This window comes from Chryseobacterium sp. 2VB, from assembly GCF_005503635.1.
GTDB lineage: Bacteria > Bacteroidota > Bacteroidia > Flavobacteriales > Weeksellaceae > Chryseobacterium > Chryseobacterium cupriresistens.
In genome coordinates this window covers 1-12222 of sequence record NZ_SCNC01000025.1, presented here as the reverse complement: position 1 = coordinate 12222, position 12222 = coordinate 1, and the positions used below count along the sequence as shown (strand labels likewise).

The following is a 12222-nucleotide window of genomic DNA, read 5'->3' as shown; positions in this document are numbered from 1 at the left end:
TTTTTACTTTTCTTTGTCTCTTTATGCTTTGTATAATAAAAGTTTTTGTTCGTTGAAAATTAATTTATATTTTTATCAATACGTAGATAAGAATATTGTATTAAAATTAAAACTATAAGAAATATGAAAAAAATATTGTTAACGTTCGCACTTTCTTTATGTGGTGTACTTACATTTGCACAGATAGAAGGTAAGTGGAAGACGATAGATGATGAGACAAAACAGGCAAAATCTATTGTTGAAGTGTACAAAAAATCAGACGGAAAATACTATGGGAAAGTTTCTCAGTTATTAATAAAACCAGCTGAATCAAACTGTACGGCTTGTAAAGATGACAGAAAAGGAAAACCAATTTTAGGATTGGAAATCATCAGAGGACTGAAAAAAGACGGTGATGAGTTCACAGGAGGAACCATCACGGATCCTAAAACAGGAAAAACATACAAATGTACCATCACAAGAAGCGGTGATAAACTGAATGTAAGAGGGTACTTAGGATTATCTTTATTAGGAAGAACCCAGGTTTGGGAGAAAGCTAATTAATATAAGTTTAAACAGAATTTAAAGACGGTATTTCAGTAATGAAATACCGTCTTTTTTGAAAAATACTGTAACGAAAATCAAAACTTCCCACTTATAGGGTATGAGCACCGAACAGGAAAAAACATTTATCGAATTTTTTAAGCCCAATCAGAGACTGGTTCATAAAATATGTAAAATATATACTGACAACGCAGAAGATCATGAAGATCTTTTTCAGGAAATTACGATCCAGTTGTGGAGATCTTTTTCAGGGTTCAAAGGTGAAGCTAAGTTTTCTACCTGGATGTATCGGGTTGCCTTGAATACAGCCATTATCTTATTCAGAAAGCCTAAAAAAAATGAACGCCGGAATGTAGATATTGATGTCTCCTCTCTCACAATGGAATACGAAGAAGATGAAGATAATGAACATAAGCTGAAAAAAATGTACAAAGCGATCTACGAACTGTCTCATGTGGAAAAAGCGTTAATTATGATGTATCTAGAAGATAAATCTTACAGAGAGATAGGAGAGATTCTCGGAATAACGGAAGGAAATGCAAGAGTGAAAATGAACAGGGCAAAAAATAATTTGAAAACCAAAATCATTGCAGAATAACGATGGACGAACTGGAATTACTGAAAAAAGACTGGAATAAGGAATCTGGGGATTTCAAAGAATATTCCGAAAAAGAAATTGATGAAATGATCAAACATAAATCTGTTTCCATTACCAAAACTTTATTGCTCATCGGAACCGTTGAAGTAATTCTGTGGACGCTCTACGGCTATCTGGATGAGCAGTTTCCTTATGTGAGAGTAGGGATGTTTTTAGCTTTTATAACGATGGTCATTATACTGTTTCGGAAACTGAAAGCAGGACAGAGCAGCATATCCTTAATGAAAAATATTCTGAATCTGAGAACCCTTATTTTAGGCTATGCATGTATTTCTTTGGTCTTGGCTGCTGCAGATGGGATCATTCATTTTGATCATAATACCAGAGATTTTATGGCTGGATTTAAAGATGGATGGAATACAAAGCACCATGTCAATACTGAACTTACAGATCCTGACAAGCTTACACTGGTAACTGCCAATTACCTCAATTTTGGTCTTTTCCTGCTGATCGCTTTATTATTTCTCTTTATAATATATAAAATCACCTATGGAAAAATTTTAACAGATCTGAGAAAAAATTACAGAGAATTGAGTAGCCATGAAGAAAAGCTGTTTTAAATAATATCAATATTAAAACTTCCTGTTCAAATGAAATACCTTTTTATGATGTGTATAATAAAAAAACACTACTTTTGTAGTCTAAATTTTTCAAGAAAATATGGCAGAATATACTTTTCGTGAGGTAATTGCACAGGCAATGAGCGAGGAAATGCGTAAAGACGAATCCATCTACCTGATGGGGGAGGAAGTTGCAGAATATAATGGTGCATATAAGGCTTCAAAAGGAATGCTGGATGAATTTGGTCCAAAAAGAATAATTGACACACCGATTGCAGAACTTGGATTTACAGGAATCTCTGTGGGAGCTGCAATGAATGGTAACAGACCCATCGTAGAATTTATGACATTCAATTTCTCACTGGTAGGAATTGATCAGATTATCAATAACGCAGCGAAAATCCGTCAGATGAGTGGCGGACAGTGGAATTGTCCAATTGTTTTCCGTGGTCCTACTGCTTCTGCAGGACAATTAGGAGCTACTCACTCTCAGGCATTTGAAAACTGGTTTGCCAACTGCCCTGGGCTTAAAGTGGTGGTACCTTCTAACCCTTATGACGCAAAAGGATTGTTGAAAACAGCGATCCAGGATAATGACCCTGTTATTTTCATGGAATCTGAGCAGATGTATGGAGATAAAATGGAAATCCCTGAAGAAGAATACTACTTACCAATAGGAAAAGCAGATATCAAGAGACAAGGTACAGACGTTACTCTGGTTTCTTTCGGAAAGATCATGAAGCTGGCTTTACAGGCAGCAGAAGATATGGCTAAAGAAGGAATCTCTGTAGAAGTTATCGACCTTAGAACTGTTCGTCCTCTTGACTTCGATACAATTTTAGAATCTGTAAAGAAAACAAACAGACTGGTTATTTTAGAAGAAGCCTGGCCATTCGGATCAGTATCTTCAGAAATTACTTATATGGTACAGCAAAAAGCATTTGATTATTTAGATGCTCCTATCAAGAGAATTACTACTCCTGATGCACCTGCACCTTACTCTGCAGCATTATTTGCAGAATGGTTCCCAAAACTTGAAAAAGTAAAAGAGGAGATCAAAAAAGCGATGTACGTAAAATAGTTATAGAAAAAAACTTCCGAAAGGAAGTTTTTTCATTTATTATATTCATGAAGAAAAATTCTTGACGTCATAAAATTAGTATAAATTTGCGCCTTTAAAATAAATTAAGCTGATATGGCAGAAGTTACAGAAGATGGCTACCACTTCGACATAAAGAAACTTTCCTTCATAGGAGTTTTAGTGTCTCTAGGAATTGTTTTTGGAGATATTGGTACCTCTCCGCTTTACGTAATGAAAGCAATTGTGAATGCAAGATCCCAGGGAAGCAATATGCCTTTCAATGAATACATAGAAGGAGCTCTTTCATGTATTATCTGGACCCTTACTTTGCAGACCACAATCAAATATGTGATCATTGCTTTGAGAGCAGACAACAAAGGTGAAGGAGGTATTCTTGCCTTGTTTTCACTGGTAAGAAACCTTAAAAAAGGATGGCTGTACCTTATTGCGATTATTGGTGCCGCGGCACTTATTGCAGACGGAGTAATTACCCCATCACTGACGGTAATGTCAGCTATTGAAGGTCTTGAAATTTATAATCCCCATACTCCTGTTGTTCCAATCACCATCGGAATTCTGATTGCCATTTTTGTGGTACAGCAGTTCGGGACCAGCTTTATCGGAAAGTTTTTTGGTCCGGTAATGGTAGTTTGGTTCCTGGTATTGGGAGGTCTTGGAGTAATGCATTTAAGTGAAAACTTTGAGATTTTAAGATCTTTCAACCCTTATTACGCTTATAAGCTTATTGTGAACTCTCCGAGTGCCATTGTTATTTTAGGAGCGGTTTTCCTTTGTACTACCGGAGCAGAAGCACTGTATTCTGACCTGGGGCACTGCGGAGCTAAAAACATCAGAGTAAGCTGGGCATTCGTTAAGATCATGCTTATTCTAAACTATCTTGGACAGGGCGCATGGCTTCTGACCAATCATAACAAACCAGGTTTCTCTGTAATAAACCCGTTCTTCGGAATCATGCAGGAATGGATGATCATTCCGGGAGTAATTTTAGCAACAGCCGCTGCAATTATTGCCAGCCAGGCATTGATTACGGGTTCTTTCACCATATTCTCAGAAGCAATGTCTCTTAATCTTTGGCCGAATCAGAAAATTGATTACCCTTCCGGAGTAAAAGGACAGATGTATATTCCAAGAATCAACTGGGGACTTCTTATCCTGTGTATCATTGTCGTTCTGCATTTCAAAGAATCAGGAAAAATGGAAGCCGCTTACGGACTTTCCATTACCGTAACGATGTTGATGACCACCGTTTTATTAGTATTCTGGCTGCTGAAACACAGAGTAAGCAAGGTCCTGATTCTGGTTTTCGCAATGGTTTACATGGCTATCGAATTAGGATTCTTCAGTGCCAACATCATCAAATTTATGGAAGGTGGATGGATTACTGTTGTATTGGCCGGTTCTATCGGAGTTTCTATGTATGCATGGTATAACGGAAGACTGATCAAAACAAGATTTATCCAGTTTGTGAAAATAGAAAAATATGTATCTATCCTAAAAGACATGAAGCTGGACGAAACTATTCCGAAATATGCTACCAACCTTGCTTACCTGAGCAGGGCAAAAAGAAATGATGAAGTGGAATCCAAAATTATCTATTCCATCATCAAAAAACAGCCGAAAAGAGCAGATCATTATTTTATCCTGAGCATCGTAAACCAGGAAGATCCCTATACTTTCAGATATACTGTAGATGAGATTCTTCCGGGAACCGTCTATAAGATCAATTTCCTTTTAGGATTTAAAGTAGACCGAAGAATCAACGATTATTTTAATATGGTCCTTAAAGACTTAATGGCGGACGGAACCATTCCTTCAAGAAGCAGCCATCCATCTTTAAGAGCTCATGATATACCGCCGGATCTTAAATATGTGATCATAGATAACACCTATATCAACGATATCCTTTTAACTGTTAAACAGAAGATTACTCTTAACATTTACAATTTTGTGAAGTATATCGGAAGTGACGACTTTAAGGCCTGGGGAGTATCTTCGCACAATGTTGAAGTGGAATCTGCTCCGATCACAGAATTAACAGTTTATGACAATAAGATCGAGCAGTCCGGGTATTTCCGTCACAACTCGTAGCCACCCGTATTAACCATACTATCTATTTAAATAAAATTCAATAAATTTGTAGATAATTTTTTTAATGGATACAATACAAAAAGAAAAAAATATAGCTTTGATCAAGGATGTTTTGAGAAACTACTTATTAGAAAAAGGGTTCAGAAACACACCTGAGAGATATACGATATTGGAAGAAATTTATAATATGGATCATCACTTCAATGTTGATGATCTGTATCTTCTGATGATGCAGAAGAAATATCACGTTTCCAAAGCAACGATTTACAACACGATTGAAATTTTCCTTGATGCAGGTTTAATCCGTAAGCATCAGTTCGGAGAAAAGACCTTGACTTCTTCGTCTTATGAAAAGTCTTATTTTGACAAACAGCATGACCACCTGGTGATCTACAAAAAAGACTCTGATAAAGAGATTGAGGAAATTATTGAATTCTGTGACCCAAGAATCCAAGGAATCAAAGAAGCCATTGAAGAAGCATTTGGCGTAAAAATTGATTCTCATTCGCTATACTTCTATGGCACTAAGAATGACTAATTAATGAGAATAGCCCTTTTTCTGTTACTCTTTATTTCTACGCTCAACTTTGCGCAGGATAAAACTCCTGTGAAGAGAGATCCTTATCTGCAGGCTCCTTCACCCACTCAGCCTCAACAGGTGAGACCTGAAGATAAAGTAAAGATCATCCACGCAGACGAAATCAAGAAAGATCCTGAAAAATACGACGGGAATCAATATTTTACCGGCCATGTTCAGATAGAACATCAGGGCTCCATTCTTACTGCGGATGAAGTTGTTCTGTATAATGAAGAAAACTTTGTAAAAGCAATAGGCAATACAAGACTTCAAAATACAGACGGCTCTGTAATCACGGCAGGAGAAATGGAATATGATGCCAATACCCAGAAAGGTATTGCCCGAAAAAATGTGGTCCTGACGGATCCTAAACAGACCATAAAAACAGATATTCTGTATTATGACAGGCTGGCTAATCAGGCGTATTTTAATACAGGAGGAACGATCTCGGACGGCCAGAATGTTACCTATGCTAAAGTAGGAACTTATTTTCTCAATACAAGAGTAGTTGACCTTACAGGAAATGTAAAGATTGAAACCCCTCAGTATACTATAGAAGGTCCAAATATCAAGCAAAATCAAAACACAAAAATTGCCGATTTTAATGGTCCTACAACCATTACCAGCAAAACCAATCCACGAAACAGAATCTATACGGAAAGAGGAACCTATAAAATGGATTCCAAGGAGGCGTATTTAACCAAAAACTCAAGGATATTTTACAATGAAAAAATCCTTACCGGTGATGATATGTACTACAATCAGATTTCAGGGTTTGGTAAAGCAACAGGCAATGTAACCCTGGATGATCCTAAAGAAAGAAGATACATAAAAGGAGGATACGGAGAAATTTTTGAGAAAAAAGACTCTGCAATGATGACCAAAAGTCCGTATGCTGTAAAAGTGATGGAAAAAGACTCCATTTATTTCGCTGCAGAAAAAATTATCTCTTATCAAAGACCGGACTCACTGGATATCAAAGTGAAGAAAAGCTATCTTAGAGCCTTCAAAAAAGCCCGTATTTATAAATCCAATGCACAGGGAAGAGCAGATTCCATTGCTTTCAATGAAACAGACGGAATCATGCATATGTATACCAACCCGATTCTTTGGAGTGGTGAAAAGCAGGTGACCGGAGATAAAGTAGAAGCCTACTTCAATACCAAGACAGAAGATATTGACTCCTTAAAAGTAATAGGAAATGCTTTTGCCATCAGTAAAGTAGACTCCCTGAACCTGAAAGATGAGTTCAATCAGGTGAAAGGGAAATTCATGACGGTGTACTATGAGAAAAATGCTATTAAAGAAGCAAGAGTAGTTGGAAACGCCCAATCTATCGTCTATGTTGATGATACCGATCAGGAAACCAAAAAACCGGAAAGAATAGGGATTACCTTGTCTACCTGCGGAATTATCGGAGCATTGTTTGAAGAAAGAGCATTACAGATTATTTCCTGCAGTATCGGAGCTGTTTCCGATACCTATCCGATGAGTATGATAGAGCCGTCAAAAAGAAAGTTCCCGGATTTTAACTGGAATACCAAAGACCGGATCCGGAAATGGCAGGACATCCTTGTAGACACTCCGAATAATGAAGAAATACAATATACAGCAGATAATGAGCTCTTCGATAAAGCACAGAAAGCCATAGATGATGAAAAGGCCAAAGAAGAAGCTAAAAAACCTAAACGTACCAGAAAATAACGGAAAGACCAGTAAAGTGCTGGTCTTTTTTGTGGATTAATTTTAACGTTTAATGAATCTTTTATAGCTTTGCTGAAATTTTTGGAGACAATGGAAATGCATAAAGATTTTTTTACATATCAGGCACAAACCACAAAATTTGCTGCTGGTTTTGAAGTGGAGAAAGCGGTAGGAAGCTATATTTACGGTACAAACGGAAAAAGATATCTTGACTTTGTGGCAGGAGTTTCTGCCAATACGCTGGGACATTCACATCCTAAAGTTGTGGATGCCATCAAAGAACAGACCGATAAATACCTTCACGTCATGGTGTATGGCGAATATGCACAGGAAAAACCTGTCGCATTATGCAGATTGCTTGCAGAAGCTACTCCGGATCCTTTAGAAGTTACTTATCTTGTGAACAGCGGTGCAGAAGCCATTGACGGAAGCTTAAAACTAGCCAAAAGATATACCGGAAGAGAAGAAATTGTTTCCTTTAAAAACTCTTACCATGGAAATACCCATGGCGCTTTAAGCGTTTCAGGAAATGAAACCCACAAAAGGGAATTCCGCCCTTTATTACCGATGGTTTCTTTTATTGAATTTAACAATGAAGAAGACTTTGGTAAAATTACAGAGAAGACGGCTTGTGTTATTCTTGAAACCATTCAGGGAGCAGCAGGGTTTTTAGTGCCGGATAACGACTACCTGATCAAACTGAAGAGAAGATGTGAAGAAGTAGGAGCACTTCTGATTCTGGATGAAATACAGCCGGGATTCGGACGAACAGGGAAATTATTTTCTTTTGAACACTTTGGAATTGTTCCGGATATTCTTGTGATGGGTAAAGGAATGGGAGGCGGAGTTCCGGTGGGAGCTTTTATGAGCTCCGGAAAAATCATGGAAACGCTTTCACATTCTCCTAAATTGGGCCACATTACTACTTTTGGAGGAAATCCACTCATTGCAGCGGCAAGCTATGCTACATTGAAAGAAGTGCTGGAAAGCGGTTTAATGAACGAAGTAGAGGAAAAAGAGAAATTGTTCAGAGAACTTTTGGTTCATCCTAAAATAAAAAATATCAACGGTAAGGGGCTGATGCTTGCCGTCAACTTAGGAACTCCTGAATACACACTGGAAGTAGCTAAAAAATGTATGGAAAGAGGACTTATTGTTTTCTGGCAGCTGTACAGAAATGAATATCTGAGAATCTCTCCGCCTCTTACATTATCTCTGGATGAAATAAGAGAAGGATGTCAGATTATTATCGATATACTGAATGAAAATTAAAAATAAAATCTCTCTGTAAAGGAGAGATTTTTTTATGTTTTACATGGTAGTTTTAGCTTTAAAACTTACCATCACAGGGATGTAAAGCCAGTGATAAATATCATGCAGATTCTATAAAAAAGTAATTGTTTTTTTGCGTAATAAAAAAATTAATTTATATATTGCGGGACGATAAAACAAAGATTATATGGCGAAACATAAAGTCCATTACGAATTTCCAATGCACTGTTTATCAGAGATTTTATATGAATATCTGGCGACTGCAGAGGGATTGTCTGAATGGTTTGCGGATGAGGTAACAGAGAAAGGCGATGATTTCTTTTTTAGCTGGGGTGGAGGTCCTGCTGAGAAGGCCACTTTGATCAGATATAAGCCTGAAGGTTTCGTGCGTTTCAGATGGGAAGAAGATGAAGGAACAAAAAATTTCTTTGAAATGACTATCACAATTGATGATATTACAGAAGATCTGGCTCTAAATATTACAGACTTCTGTGAAGAAGGTGATGAAGAGGAAAATGCAATGTATTGGGAAAATCTTATCGAAAACCTTAGAATAAAACTAGGTGCGGCATAATACCGGGCTATATGAAATGATAAAACTGATGAACGATTTATCGTTCATTATTTTTTTGTAAATAAATTACATCAAAATTTGGAAAATCAATATTTTACATCAGACGAGTTACATGTAAAGAACAGAGCTTTTCTTTGGGGAGACTCAGTAAAAGTTTCTTTCTTTCTAAGAAATGGTGGATTGATCATGGACGAAGAATGCTATTTTTTTCTAATGGCTTCCATGAGAAAGATGAGACTGAATATTCCTTTGACTTACACACTGGAGTTTTTCCAGACCCTTTTTCAAAAAGAAATTATTGAAGGCAAAGGCATAAGCAATGGAATTATCAATTTCCAGGTGTTCAGAAATAATGATGGAATGACATTGGCCAAATCTTCTGTTTCCTATTTTTATGAGGTGACGGAAATGGCTGATGTGCTTGCTGTTCATCAAAGACCTCTGGAATTGGATTTGATTAAGGAAATTAATGTTAATAACAACCTTTTGAGCAATATCCGGGTTCACTGTCCGGAAAATATTTACGGAGTGATCTATGCGCAGGAAAATGATCTTGACGATGTGATCCTTCTGAATCCAAACAAAAGAATAGCACGTACTACTGCCGGAAATCTTCTCTTTTTAGAAGGTGATGTTATCAAAGTATCAAAGCAGACGGAAGGAGCTTACATTTCTCCTTTGATGGAAAACTTTGTTACTTTTTTACATAAAAATAATCTTGCTGATATTCAGGAACACGAGATTATCGCATTTGAATCTCAGAAGGCTGAAGAAATTTTAATGATTTCTGATGAGAAAGGTATGTTTTCTGTAGGTAAGATAAGAAACAAGACTTTTGAAACTTCCCGTTTCTCCGGATGGGTAGAAAGCTGGAAGAAAAGTTTTAATTCATAAAAATTGACAAACCCGGTAAACAACAAAGTTCCAGAAGTCCTTTACCGGGTTTTATTCTGAGTAAAATCAGAAATTGTTTCTTTATTTAATATTCGTTGATAATCTCAACAAATTTTTGTGCGATTTCTTTCTGCCCTTTCTCACTGGTAATATAATTCCTGTTATCAGAATTATTAATGAAGCCAAGTTCTACCAATACAGCAGGTGCTTTGGTTTCTCTCAGCATGTGAAGATTTTGGCGTTCTTCAACTTTACGGGCATTAAATTTTTTATAGATTTTTCCGGCCAATTCCTTTGATATGTCAGAATTCTGAACATAAACTTCAAATCCGTTATCAGATCTTTCTTTCTGAGGAGAACTGTTAACGTGAAGAGAAATGACCATTTCAGGGTTTAGCTTATTGATCTGAGCAGTCCTTTCAGCAAGAGTGGGAGAACTGTCTGAATCCCTTGTTAAAATAACCTCATATTTATGCTGGTTTTCATTGATCTTCCGGATTTCCTTTGCAATGCTTAATGCAATATTTTTTTCCAGAATTTCACCATAAGCAGCCCCAAAATCACTTCCGCCATGTCCGGCATCAATGACAATGTATTTTTTGCTGATAGGAGTAAATGATAAAAACGCTGTAGAAAATATTGATAAAGCAAGTAGTGTAATACCTTTCATATCAGTGATTTTAGTTTTTCAAAGAACGGAAAAACTTTCTTTAAAATTGGTTAATAGAATCTTAAAATTTGTTAATTATCAGAGTGGTGTGAAAAATATACTTTTAGTTCAGTGAAATATCCTCAGGAGAATTGGCCCAGAGAAGGAATTCTCCTCCAAGATTCTGCATGATAGATTTCCAGAGTGTCTGATCGTTTGGAAGCGTATAATCAAGATTATAAACATCCACTACTGTCCACATTTTCCTTTGAACTTCAGTATCCAGCTGATGAGAAGACCATCCGGAATATCCTGAAAAGATTTTGATATGGTTGATATCCAGTTCACTGCTTAAAACCGCATTAATGATCCGTTCGATATCTTCTGTAAGATAGTATTCATCTGTAATGTCTGTATAGATCTCTGTAACTCTTTTGCCTTTTACAATGAAAAATACCTTGTCGTTTTCCACAGGTCCTCCATCATATACCTCAATTTTAAAGTCAAAAAAATCTTTGAATTTGCTACTCATCTGGCTGTTCTTTTTATTCAATATCAAACCAAATGCACCACTTTCATTATGTTCAATAACCAATACTACCGATCTTGAAAAAATATCGCCGGAAATGTCGGGTGTCGAGATTAATATTTTACCTTTGTATGAGTGATTCATACTCAAATTTAATAAAAAATATTTATGGAAAACCTGCACGACAGAAGAAAAGTGTACGAGAAATCCCAACTTATTGAAAGTGAGATAAAACAAAATCCAATTGAACAGTTCAGAGACTGGTTTTTGGAAGCCAATGAGAGCCTGATGATCTCAGAAGCTAATGCTATGGCGGTTTCTACAGTGGAAGAAGATGGGTGCCCAAGAACAAGAATGGTATTGCTTAAAGCATATACCCACGAAGGATTTATTTTTTATACCAATTATAACAGCAGAAAAGGAAAAGCAATAGAAAACAACCATAAAGCCTGCCTGCATTTTTTCTGGCCTAATCTTGAAAGGCAGATTATCATCAAAGCTGATCTTGAAAAGGTGGCAGAAAACCTTAGCGACGGTTATTTCCATTCCAGGCCGAAAGGAAGCCAGCTCGGCGCTGTGGTCTCTCCGCAAAGCCAGGAGATTCCCAATAGAGAATTTCTGGAAGATAAATTAAAAGAGCTGGAAAAGGAGTATGAAAATACGGAAGTTCCAAGGCCAGCTCACTGGGGCGGATATCTTGCCAGACCTTATGAAATTGAATTCTGGCAGGGAAGACCCAATCGCCTTCATGACAGGATTATTTATGAGCTTGAAGATCTTGACTGGAAAATCTCGAGACTGGCTCCATAATGAGAAGTTAGAAGTTAGAAGTTAGAAGTTAGAAGTTAGAAGTTAGAAGTGGCGGTTTTCAATAGGAGATAAGCCACTAGAAAATATAAAATTTGTAATATCAATAGAGGCGGGCTTTAGCCCGCTTATTTTTATTAGATATGATGATATCGGCTTTAGATTCTGTGTTAACTTCCAAATATTTTTTATACATTTATATTTATAAAAGCGACCTTGAGTTAGCTTGCGTAGGGTGAACGTCTTTGATTTTTACCCTACTTTC

The 12222-nt window shown here is 36.8% G+C and carries 13 protein-coding genes; 11 read left to right on the top strand and 2 right to left on the bottom strand.

Annotated features, from left to right (window positions below; genetic code table 11):
- The first annotated feature begins 123 nt into the window (after window positions 1-123).
- The 10 genes from FFS26_RS18420 to FFS26_RS18375 all read left to right on the top strand — a co-directional run bounded on the left by FFS26_RS18420 (window position 124) and on the right by FFS26_RS18375 (window position 9972).
- Window positions 124-543: a DUF2147 domain-containing protein gene (locus FFS26_RS18420; RefSeq protein WP_110007974.1), complete on the top strand. Its 420-nt coding sequence runs from the start codon at window positions 124-126 to the stop codon at window positions 541-543.
- 100 nt (window positions 544-643) lie between these two features.
- Window positions 644-1141, top strand: a complete 498-nt coding sequence (locus FFS26_RS18415) for an RNA polymerase sigma factor (RefSeq protein WP_137905755.1) — start codon at window positions 644-646, stop codon at window positions 1139-1141.
- Between the two features lie 2 nt (window positions 1142-1143).
- Complete coding sequence (locus tag FFS26_RS18410) at window positions 1144-1761, top strand: hypothetical protein (RefSeq protein ID WP_137905754.1); 618 nt, start codon at window positions 1144-1146, stop codon at window positions 1759-1761.
- 100 nt (window positions 1762-1861) lie between these two features.
- Window positions 1862-2842 carry a pyruvate dehydrogenase complex E1 component subunit beta gene (locus tag FFS26_RS18405; protein WP_110007971.1) on the top strand — a complete coding sequence of 327 codons (981 nt, stop codon included), beginning with the start codon at window positions 1862-1864 and terminating at the stop codon, window positions 2840-2842.
- A gap of 114 nt (window positions 2843-2956) precedes the next feature.
- On the top strand, window positions 2957-4951 hold the full coding sequence (locus tag FFS26_RS18400; RefSeq protein ID WP_110007970.1) for a KUP/HAK/KT family potassium transporter: 1995 nt from the start codon (window positions 2957-2959) through the stop codon (window positions 4949-4951).
- A gap of 64 nt (window positions 4952-5015) precedes the next feature.
- Window positions 5016-5489 (top strand): Fur family transcriptional regulator, encoded by a 474-nt coding sequence (locus FFS26_RS18395; protein WP_002976876.1) that lies wholly within the window; start codon window positions 5016-5018, stop codon window positions 5487-5489.
- 3 nt (window positions 5490-5492) lie between these two features.
- Window positions 5493-7232, top strand: coding sequence for an OstA-like protein (locus FFS26_RS18390; protein ID WP_110007969.1), 1740 nt, complete (start codon window positions 5493-5495; stop codon window positions 7230-7232).
- A gap of 96 nt (window positions 7233-7328) precedes the next feature.
- On the top strand, window positions 7329-8504 hold the full coding sequence (locus FFS26_RS18385) for an aspartate aminotransferase family protein (protein WP_110008302.1): 1176 nt from the start codon (window positions 7329-7331) through the stop codon (window positions 8502-8504).
- 187 nt (window positions 8505-8691) lie between these two features.
- A complete protein-coding gene (locus tag FFS26_RS18380) occupies window positions 8692-9078 on the top strand; it encodes an START-like domain-containing protein (RefSeq protein WP_034696870.1) in 387 nt (128 codons plus the stop codon).
- 78 nt (window positions 9079-9156) lie between these two features.
- Window positions 9157-9972 carry an aminotransferase class IV gene (locus FFS26_RS18375; protein ID WP_137905753.1) on the top strand — a complete coding sequence of 272 codons (816 nt, stop codon included), beginning with the start codon at window positions 9157-9159 and terminating at the stop codon, window positions 9970-9972.
- 85 nt (window positions 9973-10057) lie between these two features.
- Here the strand turns inward: FFS26_RS18375 and FFS26_RS18370 are convergent, their stop codons facing one another.
- Entirely contained in the window at window positions 10058-10642 is a 585-nt protein-coding gene (locus FFS26_RS18370) for an N-acetylmuramoyl-L-alanine amidase (RefSeq protein ID WP_110007967.1), read from the bottom strand.
- A 103-nt stretch (window positions 10643-10745) separates the two neighbouring features.
- Entirely contained in the window at window positions 10746-11294 is a 549-nt protein-coding gene (locus tag FFS26_RS18365; RefSeq protein WP_110007966.1) for a YqgE/AlgH family protein, read from the bottom strand.
- Window positions 11295-11318: 24 nt separating this feature from the next.
- Between FFS26_RS18365 and pdxH the strand changes: the two genes are divergently transcribed.
- A complete protein-coding gene (pdxH, locus tag FFS26_RS18360) occupies window positions 11319-11960 on the top strand; it encodes a pyridoxamine 5'-phosphate oxidase (RefSeq protein ID WP_110007965.1) in 642 nt (213 codons plus the stop codon).
- The last annotated feature ends 262 nt before the right edge of the window (window positions 11961-12222 follow it).

What these genes read in the sequence shown, in the direction of transcription:
- FFS26_RS18420 (WP_110007974.1), top strand. Translation starts at nt 124, where the DNA reads ATGAAAAAAATATTGTTAACGTTCGCACTTTCTTTATGTGGTGTACTT.
- FFS26_RS18415 (WP_137905755.1), top strand. Translation starts at nt 644, where the DNA reads ATGAGCACCGAACAGGAAAAAACATTTATCGAATTTTTTAAGCCCAAT.
- FFS26_RS18410 (WP_137905754.1), top strand. Translation starts at nt 1,144, where the DNA reads ATGGACGAACTGGAATTACTGAAAAAAGACTGGAATAAGGAATCTGGG.
- FFS26_RS18405 (WP_110007971.1), top strand. Translation starts at nt 1,862, where the DNA reads ATGGCAGAATATACTTTTCGTGAGGTAATTGCACAGGCAATGAGCGAG.
- FFS26_RS18400 (WP_110007970.1), top strand. Translation starts at nt 2,957, where the DNA reads ATGGCAGAAGTTACAGAAGATGGCTACCACTTCGACATAAAGAAACTT.
- FFS26_RS18395 (WP_002976876.1), top strand. Translation starts at nt 5,016, where the DNA reads ATGGATACAATACAAAAAGAAAAAAATATAGCTTTGATCAAGGATGTT.
- FFS26_RS18390 (WP_110007969.1), top strand. Translation starts at nt 5,493, where the DNA reads ATGAGAATAGCCCTTTTTCTGTTACTCTTTATTTCTACGCTCAACTTT.
- FFS26_RS18385 (WP_110008302.1), top strand. Translation starts at nt 7,329, where the DNA reads ATGCATAAAGATTTTTTTACATATCAGGCACAAACCACAAAATTTGCT.
- FFS26_RS18380 (WP_034696870.1), top strand. Translation starts at nt 8,692, where the DNA reads ATGGCGAAACATAAAGTCCATTACGAATTTCCAATGCACTGTTTATCA.
- FFS26_RS18370 (WP_110007967.1), bottom strand. Translation starts at nt 10,642, where the DNA reads ATGAAAGGTATTACACTACTTGCTTTATCAATATTTTCTACAGCGTTT.
- FFS26_RS18365 (WP_110007966.1), bottom strand. Translation starts at nt 11,294, where the DNA reads ATGAATCACTCATACAAAGGTAAAATATTAATCTCGACACCCGACATT.
- pdxH (WP_110007965.1), top strand. Translation starts at nt 11,319, where the DNA reads ATGGAAAACCTGCACGACAGAAGAAAAGTGTACGAGAAATCCCAACTT.